19 protein-coding genes and 1 tRNA gene are annotated in these 19,271 nt (G+C 54.0%); 6 read left to right on the top strand and 14 right to left on the bottom strand.

Going from position 1 to position 19,271, the window contains the following annotated elements:
• Window positions 1–104: 104 nt before the first annotated feature.
• From ACR0MQ_RS10075 to ACR0MQ_RS10065, 3 genes are all read left to right on the top strand, one after another.
• The gene (locus ACR0MQ_RS10075; RefSeq protein ID WP_480607823.1) at window positions 105–866 is read left to right on the top strand and encodes a DUF6478 family protein; all 762 of its coding nucleotides are present in this window, start codon (window positions 105–107) and stop codon (window positions 864–866) included.
• A 9-nt stretch (window positions 867–875) separates the two neighbouring features.
• Window positions 876–1,229, top strand: a complete 354-nt coding sequence (locus ACR0MQ_RS10070; protein WP_480607820.1) for a hypothetical protein — start codon at window positions 876–878, stop codon at window positions 1,227–1,229.
• Window positions 1,230–1,332: 103 nt separating this feature from the next.
• Window positions 1,333–2,859 carry an MFS transporter gene (locus ACR0MQ_RS10065; protein WP_480607817.1) on the top strand — a complete coding sequence of 509 codons (1,527 nt, stop codon included), beginning with the start codon at window positions 1,333–1,335 and terminating at the stop codon, window positions 2,857–2,859.
• A gap of 47 nt (window positions 2,860–2,906) precedes the next feature.
• Here ACR0MQ_RS10065 and ACR0MQ_RS10060 read toward each other — a convergent pair whose 3' ends face one another.
• From ACR0MQ_RS10060 to ACR0MQ_RS10030, 7 genes are all read right to left on the bottom strand, one after another.
• Window positions 2,907–4,250, bottom strand: coding sequence for a S41 family peptidase (locus tag ACR0MQ_RS10060; RefSeq protein ID WP_480607814.1), 1,344 nt, complete (start codon window positions 4,248–4,250; stop codon window positions 2,907–2,909).
• Window positions 4,251–4,256: 6 nt separating this feature from the next.
• Window positions 4,257–5,390, bottom strand: coding sequence for a peptidase M23 (locus ACR0MQ_RS10055; protein WP_170772363.1), 1,134 nt, complete (start codon window positions 5,388–5,390; stop codon window positions 4,257–4,259).
• A complete protein-coding gene (gene gpmI, locus ACR0MQ_RS10050) occupies window positions 5,387–6,904 on the bottom strand; it encodes a 2,3-bisphosphoglycerate-independent phosphoglycerate mutase (protein ID WP_170772361.1) in 1,518 nt (505 codons plus the stop codon). Before gpmI ends, ACR0MQ_RS10055 begins: the two co-directional genes overlap by 4 nt.
• Before the next feature lie 84 nt (window positions 6,905–6,988).
• Window positions 6,989–8,659 (bottom strand): sulfatase-like hydrolase/transferase, encoded by a 1,671-nt coding sequence (locus tag ACR0MQ_RS10045; RefSeq protein ID WP_480607810.1) that lies wholly within the window; start codon window positions 8,657–8,659, stop codon window positions 6,989–6,991.
• Window positions 8,660–8,674: 15 nt separating this feature from the next.
• A complete protein-coding gene (gene nqrM, locus ACR0MQ_RS10040; protein ID WP_010441352.1) occupies window positions 8,675–8,905 on the bottom strand; it encodes a (Na+)-NQR maturation NqrM in 231 nt (76 codons plus the stop codon).
• 15 nt (window positions 8,906–8,920) lie between these two features.
• Window positions 8,921–9,946 carry an FAD:protein FMN transferase gene (locus tag ACR0MQ_RS10035; protein WP_170772358.1) on the bottom strand — a complete coding sequence of 342 codons (1,026 nt, stop codon included), beginning with the start codon at window positions 9,944–9,946 and terminating at the stop codon, window positions 8,921–8,923.
• Between the two features lie 67 nt (window positions 9,947–10,013).
• The gene (locus tag ACR0MQ_RS10030) at window positions 10,014–10,199 is read right to left on the bottom strand and encodes a hypothetical protein (RefSeq protein ID WP_170545946.1); all 186 of its coding nucleotides are present in this window, start codon (window positions 10,197–10,199) and stop codon (window positions 10,014–10,016) included.
• A 122-nt stretch (window positions 10,200–10,321) separates the two neighbouring features.
• On the opposite strand from ACR0MQ_RS10030, the gene ACR0MQ_RS10025 reads away from it, so the two are divergent.
• The gene (locus ACR0MQ_RS10025; protein ID WP_480607805.1) at window positions 10,322–10,846 is read left to right on the top strand and encodes a CBS domain-containing protein; all 525 of its coding nucleotides are present in this window, start codon (window positions 10,322–10,324) and stop codon (window positions 10,844–10,846) included.
• Between the two features lie 3 nt (window positions 10,847–10,849).
• Here ACR0MQ_RS10025 and ACR0MQ_RS10020 read toward each other — a convergent pair whose 3' ends face one another.
• From ACR0MQ_RS10020 to ACR0MQ_RS09990, 7 genes are all read right to left on the bottom strand, one after another.
• Window positions 10,850–11,686 (bottom strand): metallophosphoesterase, encoded by an 837-nt coding sequence (locus ACR0MQ_RS10020; RefSeq protein ID WP_170772356.1) that lies wholly within the window; start codon window positions 11,684–11,686, stop codon window positions 10,850–10,852.
• A gap of 71 nt (window positions 11,687–11,757) precedes the next feature.
• Entirely contained in the window at window positions 11,758–12,981 is a 1,224-nt protein-coding gene (gene nqrF, locus ACR0MQ_RS10015) for an NADH:ubiquinone reductase (Na(+)-transporting) subunit F (protein WP_010441342.1), read from the bottom strand.
• A 10-nt stretch (window positions 12,982–12,991) separates the two neighbouring features.
• Window positions 12,992–13,600: an NADH:ubiquinone reductase (Na(+)-transporting) subunit E gene (gene nqrE, locus ACR0MQ_RS10010; protein ID WP_010441340.1), complete on the bottom strand. Its 609-nt coding sequence runs from the start codon at window positions 13,598–13,600 to the stop codon at window positions 12,992–12,994.
• Window positions 13,600–14,253 carry an NADH:ubiquinone reductase (Na(+)-transporting) subunit D gene (locus ACR0MQ_RS10005; protein WP_170772352.1) on the bottom strand — a complete coding sequence of 218 codons (654 nt, stop codon included), beginning with the start codon at window positions 14,251–14,253 and terminating at the stop codon, window positions 13,600–13,602. Before ACR0MQ_RS10005 ends, nqrE begins: the two co-directional genes overlap by 1 nt.
• On the bottom strand, window positions 14,253–15,068 hold the full coding sequence (locus ACR0MQ_RS10000; protein WP_170772350.1) for a Na(+)-translocating NADH-quinone reductase subunit C: 816 nt from the start codon (window positions 15,066–15,068) through the stop codon (window positions 14,253–14,255). The genes ACR0MQ_RS10005 and ACR0MQ_RS10000 overlap by 1 nt, the downstream gene beginning before the upstream one ends.
• The gene (locus ACR0MQ_RS09995) at window positions 15,061–16,269 is read right to left on the bottom strand and encodes an NADH:ubiquinone reductase (Na(+)-transporting) subunit B (protein WP_170772349.1); all 1,209 of its coding nucleotides are present in this window, start codon (window positions 16,267–16,269) and stop codon (window positions 15,061–15,063) included. Before ACR0MQ_RS09995 ends, ACR0MQ_RS10000 begins: the two co-directional genes overlap by 8 nt.
• A 5-nt stretch (window positions 16,270–16,274) precedes the next feature.
• Window positions 16,275–17,618: a Na(+)-translocating NADH-quinone reductase subunit A gene (locus tag ACR0MQ_RS09990; protein ID WP_480608147.1), complete on the bottom strand. Its 1,344-nt coding sequence runs from the start codon at window positions 17,616–17,618 to the stop codon at window positions 16,275–16,277.
• 299 nt (window positions 17,619–17,917) lie between these two features.
• On the opposite strand from ACR0MQ_RS09990, the gene ACR0MQ_RS09985 reads away from it, so the two are divergent.
• Both ACR0MQ_RS09985 and ACR0MQ_RS09980 read left to right on the top strand, forming a co-directional pair.
• Window positions 17,918–19,033 carry a THUMP domain-containing protein gene (locus tag ACR0MQ_RS09985; RefSeq protein ID WP_170772347.1) on the top strand — a complete coding sequence of 372 codons (1,116 nt, stop codon included), beginning with the start codon at window positions 17,918–17,920 and terminating at the stop codon, window positions 19,031–19,033.
• Window positions 19,034–19,161: 128 nt separating this feature from the next.
• Window positions 19,162–19,238 (top strand) — tRNA-Pro (locus ACR0MQ_RS09980).
• Window positions 19,239–19,271: the final 33 nt, after the last annotated feature.

The raw sequence follows: 19,271 nt of genomic DNA, 5'->3' as shown, positions 1-19,271 counted from the left end.
GTGTCTTGTTCAGATCTCAGAAAATATCGCTCGTTATTAATCAGGACAGGTTTGTCCATTGCACGGCTTTTGACTAAAGAGAGACAGGTTTGGAAGAGAGGACGATGAGGGAATTTCTGGATCGCTATATTCTGCGCAAGACAATCCGGCGGTTTCAGCGGACAGAGCAGTTGGCCGACCAGTTGGCTTTGCCCAAGCTTAGGCGTCAACGCGATGAGGCGCGGCAATTGCGGGGACAGCTGGAACGGGTCATCCAAATTGCTGATAATCGATTGATCCAGCCGCGGCTTGGCTCTGATCAAATTCCGAAACCACTGGGAACCGACTGGTCATGGCGCCCAGATTTTTGGCGTTTACCTGCATCGCGTAAGGGACTGGCATCCGCACCGCGTAAGGCGAAGATAGATGGGCAAGTTACCTTGTTTCACGACTGCTCTTTGTGCGAGATTGGATTGCAGCAAACCCGCAACCGGCGGGAAAAGGACTTGGCCCCATTTAGCCTGGCGATAGAGATCTTTGATTTTCAAGGGTCATTTCTGTCGTTGTCCATCGAGCTTCCACCAGATGCCGCCGTTGGATTGACTCGTCAGCACATGATGCGGGTGGACACTGTGATTGAATCCGAACGCCCGACAACCGTCTTTTCCCGACTCAACATCCAACATGGCCCCAACTCCGAGCAGGTTCTGCGCGAGCTCGATCTTTCGACGCCAGAATGCTCGGTCGATTTCGATCTGGCACATCTAGAATTGCACGAACGTCGGATTGAAAAACTCTGGCTGGACCTGATTATTGATCAACCTGCAATGAATCGTGTGGTTTTACGCGATTTGACATTTTGCCGCCATCACAGGGCAGATCTTTAGAGGCACATGATGACGCAAACAAGCTTAACCCCAATTCGTTTTGAGAACGCTGTATGGGAAGGTCACCTGAGCAGTGAAAGTACTCCTCAGGTTGAAGTGCAGTACCTGGGTGAGCAATTGCCAGATGTCGAACTGATACCCGATGATGAGGGGTGGGTTTTGCGCGTTCCAGTACCGTCTTCCGCCGTTTCCGAAGGTGTGCAGTGTTTCTTAATCCGTGACACGATAACCGGTGAGAAGTTAGGTGAATTTACCGTCATTGCCGGATCTCCCGCTGCTGATGATCTGCGGGCCGAGGTTGCGTTACTTCGCGCTGAACTTGACATGTTAAAGAGCGCGTTTCGCAGATCTCAGGCATCTTAGACCTGGTTTTGTCGCGATCACTAACAGCCATGCGCGGTAAACTTCTTTCATTTCAGCGTTGTCCATGCATCATTGAAGCTTTCCGTCATCAAGTGATGAGGCCATGGATCGCAAGAGCATCATAAAAATCATCGCCCTGATGGTGACGGCATTCGGTATCGGGATCGATTTCACCGGGGCCTTGATGCTGGTGCCCGCAATTGAAAGCAGTTTTGACGCAGACATAACCAGTACCCAATGGGTTCTGAATATCTACGCCCTGTTTTTTGCCATGACGATGGTGGCCGGTGGTCGCTTGGGTGACATGTATGGCCATCGCAGGATGATGATCATTGGCCTTTCGATTTTCTTATTTGCATCGATTTTGTGCTTTGTCTCGCCCGGATTGGACTATTTGATCGGAGCGCGCGCGTTGCAGGGGATAGGGGCAGGATGCGTCTGGCCATGCACTCTAGCATTTGGTGCGACCAAAGTTGCGAAAGAGGAACACCGCGCGCTTGTTATGGGATTAATTCTAGCCGGTGTTACCACAGGCAACGTCTTCGGCCCAATGATCAGCGGCGCAGTGGTCAACCTGGGTGACTGGCGGCTATTTTTCCTGGCAAACGTAGTGTTCTCCTGCGTTTCAATGGCAACAGCCATCCTACTGATGGAGCGTGAAACCGAGCATAAGAAAGGGGAGCATATCGATTTTGCAGGTATGGGCATCCTTTCATTGGCGGTATTGTCACTGCTTTACGGCTTGGACTTAGGGGCCGACTGGGGCTGGACGTCGCTACCTCTCATACTGCTGTTTTTTGTCAGCGCTGTATTGTTTTTCTTGTTTCCGAGGGTCGAAAAGAGGGTCAAGGAGCCATTGTTGTTGCCCCAGTTATTGCAGAATCGAGAGTTTCTGATCACCCTGGGTTTGAACATGTTCAACGTCTCCGCCGCTTTCGTGGGGTTGTTATATTTTCCACAGTATATGCAGAAAGTTCTTGGGTGGTCTGTCTTTCAATCCGCGTTGGGTCTGGCCCCGCTGACGGTCCTGTTGGCCGTTGGCTCGATTGTCTCGGGCACGCTTTACAATGACTTCGGACCCAAACGATTGCTCTTTTGGGGATATGTTTGTTCGACACTCGGCGCAGCAAGCGTGGTCGTAATGCCTGCCAGCGCCGGATATCTTCAGATATTACCGGGAATGGCCCTGATTGGATTGGGTGCAACGCTGACAGTTGGTCCGTCAGGCACAGCAGCTGTATGCGCAGTCAAGCCCGAACGCGCCGGTCTGGTCGGCGGGCTGAGTTTCATGACCCATCTTGTCTACGGCGCAATATCTGTCGCCTGCGCGACTGCGGTCATGTATGTATCCAGTCTGCAAAGCCTGAAAACTGGGCTTGCGGCTGCAGACATTGATATGTCTGACACCGATCAAAAGGCAATTAATGGTGGGACGCTGACCACAGAATCTGCAAAAGCGGTAATGCAGAAATTAAGTTCGGATGAAATCGAAAAAGTTAAGTCTGCAATTACCGCAGCCTTTGACACCGGAATGAACATGGCCTTTGTCTTCGCCACTTTCTCAGTCGCGGTAGGAATTATCCTTGCCCTGATGCTGGACGAGAAAAAACTGCACAAGATCGAAGAATAAAGCTGAATAATTTGGAGGTGGGGCCGCCTATTGCGGCCCCACGACTATTATTGCGAAGGTCCGGTTGGGTTGAATGCCGAAAGACCTTTGAGGATGTCGATTGCATAGGCCAACTGGTAGTCTTCTTCCCGAAGTTCTGCTGTCGCTTCAGCTTTGGCCCGGTCCTCTTCAATCTGGCGAATCTCGTCTTCGCTCAGGCTGTCATTGTTCAGGCTACCACGAAGATCGGCCTCAGACCGGGTGCGGGCGTTTGCATCGTCCTCATCTTCTTCATCGGGTCGGTTACGGGGTTGCTCTACGATGATGTCCGGGCTGACGCCAAGCGCTTGAATCGAACGACCCGACGGCGTGTAGTAGCGAGATGTAGTTAGACGCATCGCGCCATCGCCGCGAATTGGCATTACCGTTTGGACTGATCCTTTGCCAAAGCTCTTAGTGCCAACCACAATCGCACGATGGTGATCCTGCAGTGCGCCAGCCACGATTTCCGAAGCCGACGCTGAGCCGCCGTTTATCAGGACAACAATAGGCTTACCACCGGTCAGGTCACCGGGTGTGGCGTTAAACCGTTCACCGTCTTCCGGATTGCGACCACGGGTCGAAACGATCTCACCTTCATTCAAAAACGCGTCTGAAACCTTGATGGCCTGCGTCAGCAAACCACCCGGATTATTCCGCAGATCCAAAACGACACCGTTTACATTTTCGATACCACCCGCCTCTTCAATTTGTTCTTCCAACCCTTCCTTGAGGTTTGGGTAAGTCTGATCATTGAAGGTGGTGACGCGCAGCACCACACTGGTGCCTTCGGTACGTGCGCGGACTGCCGTCAGCTTGATTGTATCGCGCACTATTGTAACATCGAATGGTTCTTGCTCACCTTCGCGCACGACTGTGATAACGATCTCCGAACCTACCGGGCCACGCATCAGATCAACCGCTTTATCCAGAGTGAGGCCAAGAATACTTTCGCCATCGACATGGGTAATGAAATCACCTGCTTCGATCCCAGCCGCGTCTGCCGGGGTATCATCCATGGGCGAGACAACTTTGACAAAGCCCTCTTCCTGCGTGACTTCGATCCCAAGACCACCGAATTCGCCTCGCGTTTGCACACGCATTTGTTCGGCATCATCAGGCGACAGGTAACTGGAATGCGGATCAAGCGAGGTTAGCATCCCGTCAATCGCCGCTTCGATCAGTTCGTCGGTTTCGACTTCTTCGACATATTGGGCGCGGATACGTTCAAAAATATCGCCAAACAGATCAAGCTGCTCATATACTCCAGCCTTGTTTTCGGCCTCTTGCGCCAACAAGGGCCCCGCAATCTGTGTGGTTGCGATTAATCCCGCCACGGTGCCGGCCAGACCGGCGATCACAAATTTCTTCATACTCGTTTATCCATCCTTGTCCGTCCGGAACCATAATTCCGGGTCCACTGGGCTGTTATCTTCTCTTACCTCTATATAGAGCGTTTCTGACCGATCAGTTCCAGTGCCATCACCGCTTGTTGACATAATAGCGCCGATTCCCGGGGTTTCACCCGGCATTAAACCCACTGGAGTGCCTTCGGGGATAACCTCTCCCGTATTGCCATACACCTCTTGTAAACCCGAGAACACAAAGAGCAGCCCAGGTTGAGGCTCAAGGATCACTAAGTTCCCCAGATCCAGCAATGGTCCTCGGTAGCGGATCGTTGCGGCTGTGGGTGACGTTACCAATGCGCGAGGCCGCGTTCCCAACACAAGACCGGCGCGCGTAACGCCAGCCGCATCTGTTTCCCCCGATCGGTGAAGAATGACCCCTTTGGTGGGTAGGGCGATATGGCCTTTATGATCCGCGATATCGGCATTTGTATCTGCGATTTCGCCATCGGAAATCTCAGACAATCCACTGGCAAACCCGTCCAGCGTTTCGGTCGAAGATATCAAAATAGCGGTGCGCACGGGATCTTCGACAAAACGACGCGGTAGATCAGTACGGTCCGCAATAGCCTCGCTCAGTTTCGTACGGGCATCTTGCACCCCCGTCAGACCTTTTGTCAGGGTATTGGCGGCATTCTGCTGGAGCTGGCGGAGCGTTTGGACTTCTTGCAAATCGGCTGCAAGATCCTGCGCTTGAGCGTTCAGGCCAGGCGTAACCTCTGACAGCATCATACCCGTTCTGGCCGCTCCCAATGGGCCGGAGGGGTGCAGCATCAGTACCGGTGGCGCGGTGGTCTCGATAGTCTGCAGAACACCAAGCAGCTGCGCCACCTCCTGCTCTCTCACCTGAAGCTCCGCCGTCAATTGCGCTTCTCGTAGGGCCGCACGACGCAGGCCGTCACGCATCGCGGTCAGACCAGCCTCGTACGCCTTAAGCGTTTCGGTCAGCGCTTTGACCCGATCACGTGCACTGTCAGCCTCGGTCAGAGCTATCGAGGCTTGCTCAAGCATCTCCGCCGCCTCTAGCGCCGCCATAGATGGGTTAGTTTGCGCGATAACAGGCGTCGACCAAATCAACGCTGCTATGAGGACCGGTCGAATCCTCATGTCAGCAGACTTTCTCCAGTCATTTCTGTAGGTTTTGGTAGTTCCATAAGTTCCAGCAGCGTTGGAGCCAGATCGGCCAGTCGCCCGTCGCGCAGGCTTGCATTTTCGGGGCCGCCAACCAATACAACTGGAACAGGGTTCAAAGTATGGGCGGTGTGCGGACCGCCGGTTTCCGGATCAACCATCATTTCACAGTTGCCATGATCGGCGGTCACGATCATCGCACCACCCACCTGCTTTAAGGCAGCTACGACTTGGGCCAATCCCTGGTCGACCGCCTCGCAGGCATCAATCGCAGCCTGCAAATCACCGGTATGACCGACCATGTCGGGGTTGGCATAATTTGTGACGATCAGATCATATCCGTCATGTATCGCCTCGACGAATTTACTGGTCACCTCGGCCGAGGACATTTCGGGTTGCAGGTCATATGTCGCCACTTTGGGCGATTTGGGCATGAAACGATCTTCGCCCTCTTCGGGTTGTTCTATGCCACCGTTTAGAAAAAAGGTCACATGGGGGTATTTCTCAGTTTCGGCCAGCCGAAACTGGCGCAAACCCTGTTTCGCAACCCATTCGCCCAGAGTATTCACAATGTCCCGCTTAGGGAATACGGTCGTCATATAGGCATTGTGGCCGTCGGAGTATTCGACCATGCCAAGCAATGCCGATAACTGCGGGCGCGGGCCAGTTTCAAAATCTGCAAAACCTGGTTCGCCAATTGCGCGCAGTATCTCGCGGGCGCGGTCGGCACGGAAGTTCAGACAGAAAAATCCGTCACCGTCCTGGATGCCCGAGTACCCGGTGACCACCGTGGGCGCGATGAACTCGTCTGTCTCGGATTGGTTATAGGCGTGATCAACAGCCTCATGTGCCGAGACCACGGTACGCCCCTGCCCTTTGACAATCGCGTCATAAGCATCAGAAACGCGTTCCCAGCGATTATCACGGTCCATGGCATAGTATCGCCCGCAGACCGTGACGATCTTTGGCCCTTCGGGCAAACGGTCTTCGAGCTCCGCAATGTAGGTAAAGGCTGATTTCGGCGCCACATCGCGCCCGTCTGTGATGGCATGCAACGCAACTGGAACGCCGGCATCGGTGATGGCTTTAGCAGCGGCCACAATGTGATCAAGGTGTCCATGTACACCGCCATCCGAGACCAATCCCATCAGATGGGCAGTGCCACCTGTTGCTTTCACCTTGGCGATAAAATCTTGCAGTGCTTCATTGTTGGAAAAAGAACCGTCTTCGATCGCCAGATCGATCTGGCCCAGATCCATCGCAACCACGCGCCCTGCCCCAATATTGGTGTGACCGACCTCGGAGTTTCCCATCTGGCCGCTTGGCAGGCCCACATCCGGTCCGTGCGTAATCAGTTGCGCATGTGGCCCTTCCGCCACGAGGGCATCAAAGGTCGGCGTGTTTGCCAGATATGGCGCATTGGCTTTGGTGTCATCGGACAGCCCCCAACCATCAAGGATACACAGAACAACGGGTTTGGGGGCGGTCATGAGTGCTCTCCGATTTCGGCGTCGCCATCTTCTACCCCCTGCCCGTGCAAGGTTGAACCGTCTTTTGAAGCTACAAGAGCAGAATTAATCTGACGTGTAGTCGCCAAATGGCCGTGCCTTACGGTTGCGATACTTCACAGTCAGCTCGAGCGGCATATCATTTTCGTCGTAAATGCCGATCACGATGCCAGTTCCGCCGCTGGAACCGCGCATGTTTAGCAGTTGCTCTTCGGACCGGGTGGTACGCTGCGAAGGACGGCGGGTCCAAGCAAACAAGTGGTCATACATTTCTGCAATGATGTCTGCGTGCTCCGCACTATCACCCAGATCGGTCAGCTCATTTGGATCATTCTCAAGGTCAAACAAGAGCGGGCGAAAACCACCCTCGCAATGGATCAACTTCCACTTCTCGTTCGCGACCATAAACATGACCGCATCCCGAACCGAGACATTCAGCTTCTGAGCTATTGGTGATGCAGAGTAGTCATATTCGCAGATTGCCACATCGCGTGGCGTGCTATCGGCCTGACCATACAAAACAGGCAGCAGCGAATGCCCTTCGAGGATGTGGCCTGCGTGCTCCCCGCCAGCAATCTCAAGAAAAGTGGGGGCCAGATCGATGGACTCGACCAGTGCGTTACAAGTGGTCCCGCGCGTGGAATCAGCCTCGGACGATGGATCGTAAATGATCAGGGGCATTTTTGTTGAAGCATCGTGGAAAAATGTCTTCTCTCCCATCCAGTGATCGCCCAGAAAATCCCCGTGGTCCGAGGTTAGCACGATCATGGTATCCTGCATCCGCCCGGTTTTCTCCATCCAGTCGAACAGCCGCCCCATCTGGTCATCGGCTTGCTTGATTAGGCCCATATAAGCAGGGATAACGGCCTCGCGTACGTCCTGACGCGAGAAAGTTTGGCCAATTTTCGTGTCCATGAACGCCTTAAGCACCGGATGCGCATTCTGGCGTTCTGACTCAGACCGAACCACCGGCAGAACGTGCTCGGAACCATACATCGATGCATAGGGTTCCGGCACAATATAAGGCCAATGAGGTTTGATATAGCTGAGATGGCAACACCAAGGGCCGTCATGAGAACCCATGAACTCCATCCCACGGGTGGTCAGATATGGGGTTTCACTGTCTTCCTCGGCAATATTGGCCGCCTCGGAGGAGTTTTTCAGAAACCACCCGGACAGAACATTACCATCCGCATCCAATCCCGAATTGGCAAAGTCGTGCCAGGGGTTGTCGCTCTCATACCCTTTGTCCTTCAGGTATTCGTTATACTTCTTGGCCCCATCCGGATCGTAGAAACCATCTGGTCCCTCGGCCCGCAATCCATCGTCACGCTCGAACACGTCAAACCCGCATTCAGCCACGCGCGCACCAATCACACTGTCGGGCTCCAATCCCAGCCGGGCCATGCCTTCGGCATCCGCAGCCATATGGGTCTTGCCGACCAGCCAGCAATCCATCCCCGCCTTTCGTAAGTGATCACCCAAGGTGATCTCTCCGACTTTCAGCGGGATATTATTCCAGGACGCGCCGTGCGAATGCACATAGCGACCGGTATAGGTCGACATGCGCGAACTGCCACAAATGGGGGACTGAATGTAAGCGCGGGTAAACCGCACGCCCCTCGAAGCGAGCCTATCAATGTTTGGCGTATGGAGATGTGGGTGTCCGTAGCAGCTGAGGTAATCCCAGCGCAATTGGTCGAACATGATGAAGAGGACGTTCTTGGCTTTGCTCATGCCAAGAGGACTATCCTAGCCTTCCATCTGTTGCAGCATCTTTTTTGCACGCTTGCACTGCAACTGATCACGCAGGGGGCTATCGGGGTCGATATCCTTTTGACAAACCACACATTTGTCAGCACCGGAAATTGCATTCAAGCCACCGCAACTGCCTTTGATGGTCTTACCCATCAGCATTACGCCCAACGACATCCCGACCATGATGATCAGTAACAATACGAATGCCAGAATAAAGGTGCTCATAATGGTGCCTACCGATCAGTTGGTTCCCAGCGCATCCTTGAAAGCGCTGCTTTGTACGGTGATATAGGCTTCTTCCCCGCTTGTCACATCGCGCGAGATAAAAAACACGGCAAGTTTATTCTTTTCCGCGATTTCCATTCCTTTTTCTTGACCAAGTGCCAGCATCGCTGTCGCCCAGGCATCTGCCATCATAGCATCATCCGCCAGAACCGTGACGGAAGTGGTGCGATGTGTGATCGGCCGTCCCGTGACCGGGTCGATAATGTGCGAGTAACGCACACCGTCTTGTTCAAAGAAGTTCTTATAATCACCCGATGTTGCCATCCCCAGATTATCCAGCGGAACGATTAGTTGGATGGCCTGTGCGTCAGCTTCGGGCTTTTCGATACCGATCCGCCAGCTTTCGCCCTTGTCGTTCTCACCCATGGCCACCAGATCACCACCAATCTCGACCATATAGTTCTCGATACCAGCGTCGCGCAGCTGTGCAGCAACCGCATCGATACCATAGCCTTTGGCAATCGCGGACAAATTGATCCCCACTCTTGCATCTGATTTCGCAAGTGTGCGGGCTGCACTATCCAATGTCAGTAGGCGGGCCTGACCCACCTGAGCTAACGCTGTTGCAATTTCAGCATCGGCAGGAACCGGGTCTTCGGGCTTACGTGGGCCAAATCCCCACAACTCGATCAGCGGACCAAGGGTGACATCGAACGTACCACCAGACTTCTCATGCACCTCGTTTGCGGCTTCGATCACGAACGCAAACTCATCTGAAACCGGCATTGGTTCTGTGCTGTCTGAGGCCGAAAACGTCGAAACCTCGGAACTCGGGTCCCAGTTTGACATCTTTGCGTTGACTTGTGCCAGTGTCTCCTGAACCGCCTGACCCAGTGCCGCTTCGTCCAGATCATCGCCGATAGCAGTAATGTTGAACGTGGTACCCATAGTCTCGCCGGACAGGCGCACCACATCAGGTTCTTTGTCAAACAGGCAAGCCGAAACAAACAACAACGAAGCCAAGGCAATCAACGGGCGCATGGGGCGATCTCCTGCGAGTAGTCTTGCCCGGCATATGCCAGCGGCCCTGTTCAGAGTCAAACCGGCGTCAGATCTTGAGCGGCAAAAACGCAAGGGCAAGAAGCCCAATCGTGGCTGGCACACCAAAGATCCATGCGCGTTTTTGCCAGCCTGAGGGTTGTTGTTTCCACACCATGCGGAAATTGTGACCACAGACAACGACAACAAAGAAGATCAACGCAGCAACCGGCGGGGTCAGGTAAAGCTCGCTCAAGAACTTGGAACTCCTTGTAAAGTAGTCCGGTTACATCGGTTTTCGAATTTGCACCTATACAGCGCCTATCCCTGCGGTAAGGTAGAGAATAAGGACACTACCTGTAAAAGAGGAGACCGCCCATGGCCCCAAGCTCTTACCAGCCCCCGACCCGTGGCGACAAGGCCGCGAAGGCGACTCGCAGTCAGTCAGTTGAAACAAACCTGTCGCACACACAGACAACGGTTTCAAAACTGCTGGAAGGCAAAGGGGATGCTGTTTTTTCTGTACGACCCAACGATACGATCTATTCAGTTGTAGATATCTTACGGGAAAAGCGCATTGGTGCGGTTGTGGTCACGGATCAGAATGGTTCGTTGCAAGGGATCCTATCTGAACGTGATATTGTTCGCCGAATGGCGGAAACACCCGGTCAGACACTACCTCAATCTGTGGCCGACCTGATGACGACTGAGGTCAAAACCTGTAGCCCAGACGACTATCTGAACGATGTGCTGAAAACTATGACCGAGGGTCGCTTCCGGCACATGCCTGTTTTAAGTGACGGCAACTTGCGCGGCGTTATTACTATTGGGGACGTAGTCCATTTCCGATTGAAGGAACTGGAATATGAAGCGCTTAGAATGAAACAGATGATTGTCGGCTAACTCTTAAGCCGATTCCCACTCGATTCCGGTGTGACTCGCCGAGATAAATCGGACAGAACCGGGTGAGATTTCCGCGGCGGTCAGGCGGTCGGTGACGAATGCACCGGTGTCGATAGATATGACGTCATTCTCAATCATGGGCTCGTCGACGATCGTATGCCCGTGCACTACCCATTGCCCGTCTTTTCGACGTTTCTTACGAAATTGCGGGTGTCCCCAGAGGCAGGTGCTGTCTTGCTGTCCGTCGACCAGCTGCGACGGGTCAAGCGCAGCGTGAACAACGGTCACATTGCCACTTGTCCAGGTCAGCGGACGATCAAACAGCCAATCCACAAGGGATTGCCCCATCGCGCCCCGAAGCGCTTCAGCGACGGCATCTGGATCGGAGAGTTCAATATCTGTCAGGTCAAATGAGGCCAAGGTCTGGGCACCACCATTGTGCAGCCAAACACGCTCCCATTTTCTTGGAGCATCTAGAAACCCAAGCAACATGTCCTCATGATTGCCCTTAAGGCAGATCGCTTTCTTTTCCGAACGTGTGTCCAGGTGGTGTAACTGACGCAAAACCTGTGCGCTGTGCTCACCTCGATCAACGTAGTCGCCAACAAACACTGTTGGACAAGCACCGTCCAATGCAGGCAAAAGCATCTGCAGGAGGTCCAGCCTGCCATGAAGGTCGCCGATGGCATAGAACTTCTCCGTCGGTGCCAGTGAGGATGTGCCTATTACCTGATCAGGTAGCGCTTGAGACGCAAAAAACCTTTTGATCCATCCGGTTAGCATATCGCCTGTTACCTTCTGAGACAAAAACGGCGCAGCATCAGTCGAAAAATAGGGCACCGGGGTGCCTTTTGACTGATCAACTCTGAGAAAAAAAATCGGCTCCAAAGGATGGAACCGATCAATACTGTTTATCCGCCGAAATCGTCGAGCATGATGTCTTCGCGATCCACGCCCAGATCCAGCAGCATGTTGATGACCGACTGGTTCATGATTGGCGGGCCACACATGTAGTATTCGCAATCCTCAGGCGCCGGGTGGTTCTTGAGGTATTCTTCGAACAGAACGTTATGGATAAAGCCGGTGTAGCCTTTCCAATCATCCTCGGGTTGGGCATCCGACAGAGCAACGTGCCATTCGAAATTGTCGAACTCTTTGGCCAGAGTGTCGAAATCCTCGACAAAGAACATTTCTTTCTTCGAGCGCGCACCATACCAGAAACTGATCTTGCGGTTGCGGTTCTCAAGACGTTTGAGCTGGTCAAAGATATGACTGCGCATCGGGGCCATACCAGCACCACCACCAATGAAGACCATCTCTTTCTCGGTCTCGCGGGCGAAGAACTCCCCAAACGGACCGGAAATGGTGACCTTGTCGCCCGGTTTCAGGTTGAAAATGTACGATGACATCTGACCCGGAGGGATGCCCTCGGATCCCGGAGGTGGCGAAGCAACGCGGACGTTCAGCATGATCATGCCTTTTTCATCCGGGTAGTTGGCCATGGAATAGGCGCGTTCGATCGGTTCGGCGACGACGGATTTGTACTGCCACAGATTGAAGCGATCCCAATCCTCGCGGTACTCCTCTTCGACGTCGAAATCCGTATAAGCCAACTGGTGCGCAGGTGCTTCGATCTGGATGTAACCACCGGCGCGGAAGTTCACATCTTCGCCTTCAGGCAGGTCCAGTGTCAGGGCCTTGATGAAAGTTGCTACGTTCTCGTTCGAACGAACGGTGCATTCCCATTTTTTGACGCCAAAGACTTCTTCAGGAACTTCAATATCCATGTCCTGCTTGACGGCAACCTGACAAGATAGGCGATCACCGCAAGCCGCCTCGCGCTTGGTGATATGGCTTTCCTCGGTGGGCAAGATAGATCCTCCGCCCGAGTGCACTTTGACACGACATTGCGCGCACGTTCCGCCACCGCCGCAGGCCGATGGGACAAACAGCTTCTCCGCCGCAAGCGTTTGCAGCAGTTTGCCTCCTGCGGGAACCGAGATTGTTTTCTCGCCATTAATGGTGATGTTGACATCACCGGTCGACACCAGCTTGGAACGGGCCGCCATAATGATGGCCACAAGCGCCAGAACGATCAGGGTAAAAAGGATTACGCCAAGGCTAAAAGTTTCCATTGCGCCCTCCTTACAGTTTCACGCCCGAGAAGGACATGAAGGCCATTGCCATCAGACCTGCGGTGATGAAGGTGATGCCCAGCCCCTGCAGGCCATCTGGAATGTCCGAATATTTCAGCTTTTCCCGAACACCTGCCATAGCGGTAATTGCCAGCGCCCAGCCAAAGCCCGAAGACAGGCCATAAGTCGCTGCCTCGGCAAAGTTATAGTCGCGTTCAACCATGAACAGCGAGCCGCCAAGGATGGCGCAGTTCACTGTAATCAGGGGCAAGAAGATACCCAGCGCATTGTAGAGTGGCGGGAAGTACTTATCGAGAACCATCTCAAGGATTTGCACCATCGCGGCAATCACGCCGATATACGAGATCAGACCAAGGAAAGTCAGGTCCACATCCGGGAAACCCGCCCAGGCCAGCGCACCCGGTTTCAGCAGATAACTGAGCAACAGGTTATTGGTCGGCACAGTGATCGCTTGCACGACCATGACCGAGATACCCAAACCCAGTGCGGTCGAAATCTTCTTGGATACGGCGATGAAGGTACACATCCCCAAAAAGAAGCTGAGCGCGAGGTTTTCGACAAAGATGGCCTTTACGGCCAGAGAAATAAGCCCTTCCATCAGTGCGCCTCTACCTGCTGGATTTTATATTCACGTTCTTCGACCTGGTTCGGCTTCCAGGTCCGGAAAGCCCAGATCAGCAGGCCGATCACGAAGAAGGCCGAAGGCGGCAGCAACAGCAAACCATTCGGTAGATACCAGCCGCCATTATTCACAGTTTGCAGGATCGTCACGCCGAACAGGCTGCCCGAGCCAAACAGTTCGCGGATGAAACCAACCAACATCAGGATCAGGCCATAGCCGAGGCCGTTACCTACACCGTCGATGAACGAAGCCATCGGAGGGTTCTTCATGGCAAACGCTTCGGCCCGCCCCATAACGATACAGTTTGTGATGATCAGGCCAACAAAAACTGACAGGGTTTTCGATATCTGGAAGGCATATGCCTTGAGGATCTGATCCACCAGGATCACCAGCGAAGCGATGATCACCATTTGCACGATGATCCGGATCGATCCCGGAATCTGGTTGCGCAACATGGAGATGAACATTGACGCGAACCCGGTCACAAAGGTCACTGCCAGCGCCATAACGAAAGCAACCTGTAGCGATGAGGTCACCGCAAGTGCGGAACAGATGCCCAACACCTGCAGTGTGATTGGATTGTTGTCGACGAGCGGATCGACCAACAGCTCTTTCTTGGTCTGGGACATCATAGATCTCCTGCTTGCAGTTTGGCCAGGAACGGGCCGTAGCCCGCATCGCCCATCCAGAATTTTACCAGGTTATCAACACCGACAGAGGTCAGCGTGGCACCAGCCAACGCATCGACATAAAAATCGGCACCAGCAGCGGGCTGAGATTTGGCGACTGTGATCTGCAGATCACCCGCATCGTCCCGCAGTTTCTTACCGTTCCACAGCGCTTTCCAGCGTGGGTTATCCACCTCGGCACCTAGACCCGGGGTTTCACCATGCTGATAGAACTGTAGGCCGTAGATATCGTTGCCGTTATTCTCAAGTGCGATAAAACCGTAGAGCGTCGACCAGAGGCCATAGCCATGCAGCGGCAGGATCACCTTATCCAAAGCGCCTGCATCGTCTCGCAGCAGGTAGATGACGCGATACTTGGCCTTGCGACCGATCCCGGCCGGGTCATCGTCCAATGCAACGCTTAGTTCCGGATCACTGGCAGCAGCGATATCGTCAAACGTGGCAGGATCGAACTGGTCGTCCACAAAGTCACCTGTCGCAAGGTCCAGTACATGCGGTTCAAACGCGGCGAAGGCTTCGGTTACATTTATGCCGGGTTCGTAAACACCCGCGACTTGCAAAACATTGACCTGTTTGTCCTTCAGCTTGTTCGCTTCCTGCACAGGGCGCAAGCTGACCGCAGCGGCTGATACGACCATCGACGCAACCAGGCATACAGCCACAGCGACGAAAATCGTCTTGCCAACAGAATCCGGCGAGGCCGCAAGAAACTTGGCAATCGCGCCTTTTGGTTCTTGGGATTGCGGATCAGACATGGCGACGCGCCCTCCGTTTGATATTTGCCTGGACGACGAAATAGTCGATCAGCGGTGCAAAGACGTTTCCGAACAGGATTGCCAGCATCATGCCTTCGGGGAAAGCGGGGTTCACCACACGGATCAACACAACCATGACACCGATCAGCGCCCCGTAGATGTAACGCCCAACATTGGTGTGGCTGGCAGAGACGGGCTCGGTGACCATAAAGGCCAGCCCGAAGGCATACCCGCCAAGTACGATGTGCCAATACCAGGGCATGGCGAACATTGGATTGGTGTCCGACCCAATCACGTTCAGTAGCAGGGTAAAGCCGATGGTTCCGGCCAGACATCCTAAGATCAATCGGTAGTTCGCGATCTTGGTCAGAAGCAGGAAGCCCAAGCCGATCATACAGGCCAGTGTCGATGTCTCACCGAAACTTCCTTGGATGGTGCCGTAGAATGCGCTGGACCAAGTGATGCCTTCGGCGGCCAGAGCCTGAACCCCCTCGGCTGCAGAAACAGCCAGGGCAGTGGCGCCCGAAAACCCGTCAACAGGTGTCCAAACCGAGTCGCCAGACATCTGAGCCGGATACGCGAAGTATAGGAACGCACGGCCCACAAGCGCGGGGTTGAGGAAGTTCTTGCCGGTCCCGCCAAAAACTTCTTTGCCGATCACAACACCGAATATGATGCCCAGAGCCACCTGCCACAGCGGTGTCGTTGCCGGCATGATAAGCGTGTAAAGCATAGAAGTAACAAGAAAACCCTCGTTGACCTCATGGCCCCGCACTGTCGCGAAGATCACCTCGAAGATACCGCCAGCAACCAACGTCACAATATAGATTGGCAGGAAGTAAAGCATCCCGTGCGCTACATTGGCAAAGATACTGGACGGGTCCAGCGAGATGCCGAACATCTGCAAAAGGGCGATCCGCCAGCCTGTGGCCGCATCAGGTCCAAGCGCGGCAATTGCCGAGTTCGCCTGATAACCGGTGTTCCACATCCCCCATAGAATGCAGGGGATCGTGGCGATCACGACATAGGTCATGATCCGCTTCATATCCACATAGGACCGCGCGTGAGGGGCGACAGAGGTTACGGTTTTCGGAGTGTAGATGAAGCTTTCTACCATCTCGTAGATGGGAAAATACTTCTCGTACTTGCCGCCTTTGGTAAAGTTCGGCTCGATCCGATCAAAGAAGCTGCGCAAACCCATTCGGCTCAGCCCTCCTTTTCAATCTTGCTAAGGCAGTCGCGCAGCGCCAACCCGTATTCATATTTCGCCGGGCATGCAAAGCCCACAAGGCCCAGATCTTCTTCGTCCAGTTCCAACGCGCCCAGAGCTTGAGCAGTGTCGGTATCCATTACCAACAGAGCACGTAATAGCTGTGTCGGCAGGTAATCCTGTGGCATCAGCTCTTCAAACGTGCCGGTCGGAACCATGGCGCGTCGTCCGCCATTCAAATTGCTGGTAAAGGCATAGAGTTTATTGGCAAAAGCAGACCCCAGGACTGGCTGAACGGCAAATTTCGACGGCATGGGGAGAATCCAACCCATAGTGATCTGGTCGGGATCTTCGCGGATGATGGTGATCTGACGTGCAAAACGACCGAGATACGCAGTCGGGCCTTCAGCATGACGTCCTGACAGGATTGAACCCGATATGATCCGAGCGGCTCCATCGACATTGACCTCATCACGGATCAGATCGTCAGTTGAGGCGCCCATGACCGTACGGATCAAACGTGGTTGCCGCGCACCCGGTCCGGCCAGTGCGATCACAACATTCGGATCAAGGTGACCGGATTGCACTAGGCGTCCGATGGCAATCACGTCTTGATAGCCAATTGTCCATACCTGCTTGTCAGCGGCTAAAGGCTCTAGAAAGTGAATATGTGTCCCGGCGAGCCCGGACGGATGCGGGCCCGAGAAAGCCGCTGCCTCAACCTCGGGAAGATCAGCACCTGGGATGGCTTCTCCATCTTTGTAGCAAAGATAGGTTTTTCCTTCAGTCAGATGTGAGATTGCGGTCAAACCTGCCGTAAATGCCTCTGATGCATCGGCGATTACCACGGCAGCATCTGCAGCCAGTGGATCGCTGTCCATCGCGGTGACAAAAATCGCTGCTGGTGTCGTCCCCGGTTCGGGCATCTTTGAATAGGGTCGCGTGCGGAAAGCAGTCCACAACCCAGCCGCACATAGCTTGGCGGTGACACCAGCGCCTGAGACCGCATCACCAACGCCCGAGAAATCAACCCCGGTATCATTGACGTCGGATACTTCGATCACGACGCTTTGAAGAACACGCCGCGCACCACGGTTAACGGCAACAACTTTCCCACTCAGCGGTGCGACAATCATCGCCTCTGGCGCGTCCTTGTGACAAAACAGCGGCGTACCGCGCTGAACATCATCACCTTCCTGAACCAACATGCGGGGTTTTAGACCTAGATAATCCCCCCCCAGAACGCCAACACTGGAAAACTCAGGCCCCGGTTGGATGTTTTGCTCGGGCGCGCCTTCAATCGGCAAATCCAACCCTTTTTTTAGTTTGAAAGTTTGCATGTCGCTACGTTCTTCCAAGCCTCTGTCCTGCGCCTGCTGCTTGCCACCTTACAATGATGGCAACAAATATCACGATTTTTCCGATCAGTCCGGTCGCAAAAGCACCACAAACCGACCAGAATCTGCAAGCGTAATTCCGATCAAAGCTCCTTTACGCGGGGATGCACGCAAACGCAAACCTGTTACCGCTCAATTTCGAACCTGAAATTCACATTCTTATGATTCAGTTTCACATTGAGTGGATTTTTGCCCTCAATTTGTATGTCGCACCTAATGTTCATCCGGTGTAAGCAGCCTGAATGAAAGACGAAGATGATCTCGAGATTTTTTTGATCGCCACGCCCGGCCTCGAAGCGCCTCTTTATGCGGAAGCGATCGAGCGGGGATTTGGCGGTCCGCAAAAGCTCGCAGGTGGTGTTGTTTGCCGTGGGGGCTGGCGTGAAGTCTGGCGTGCGAATCTTGAGCTGAGGGGTGCCAACAAAGTTCTGGTGCGACTGGGCAGTTTTCCCGCAGTCCATTTGGCGCAGTTGGACAAGCGGGCACGCAAGTTCCCTTGGGCCGAGTTCCTGAGATCCGATATTCCGGTAAGAGTCGAGGCAACCTGCCGTAAATCACGCATCTATCATGACAGGGCGGCCCGCCAACGTATTGAACGCGCCATTTCTGAGACACTTGGCGCGCCGGTCTCATCTGATGCCACCGTTCGCGTGCTTCTTCGGATCGAAAAAGATATTTGCACTCTGTCGCTGGACAGCTCCGGTGAGCCATTACACAAACGCGGCCATAAACCCGCCATTGCTAAGGCTCCGATGCGGGAGACCATGGCAGCTATGTTCCTGCGCGAATGTGGTTATGACGGATCTGAGCCGGTCTTGGACCCGATGTGCGGCTCGGGCACGTTTGTAATTGAGGCAGCTGAGATAGCGCTTGGTCTGATGCCGGGAAGATCGCGTAGATTCGCTTTCGAGAACTTTGCCAGCTTTGACCACGATGCTTGGCACGAGTTGCGCAAGCGGACTCAAACGCACGAAACCGAGTTGAAATTCTTTGGTTCCGATCGGAATGAGGGCGCAATTGAAGCGTCGCGTTCGAATGCAATGCAGGCCAAAGTGGATCAGATCACCCAGTTTCAGCACCGTTCGGTCAGTGACATCAAATCTCCCGCCGGGCCGACGGGGCTGATCATCGTGAACCCCCCTTACGGGGCCCGCATCGGTGACGAAAAGCGCTTGCGCTCCCTATATAGTAGCCTTGGCAAGGTACTCGCCAACCGTTTTCACGGCTGGCGTGTGGGCATTGTCACCACGACACCTGGACTTGCCCGCGCAACGCGCCTGCCTTTGCTCCCGCCCGGTCCGGTCGTCAATCATGGCGGAACCAAAATTCGGCTCTATCGCACTGAACCACTGAAGTGAGATACGGTCCAAATCCCCACTTGGACTTGTTGCAACGGTCGCCATTCTGCCCCCGTGCTTCACCCTATATCAATCTCAGAAATCCTCTTGCACATCCAAATCGCGAGGTATAGATCACCCGCCACGGTCGGAGTGTAGCTCAGCCTGGTAGAGCACTGTCTTCGGGAGGCAGGGGTCGGAGGTTCGAATCCTCTCACTCCGACCAGATCAACTGCTTGATGTATAACGCATCTTCTGC

The sequence above is a fragment of the Ruegeria sp. AN6 genome (genome assembly GCF_056540425.1).
Note: the sequence above shows the minus strand (reverse complement) of the source record. Positions and strands in the feature narration are given on the sequence as shown.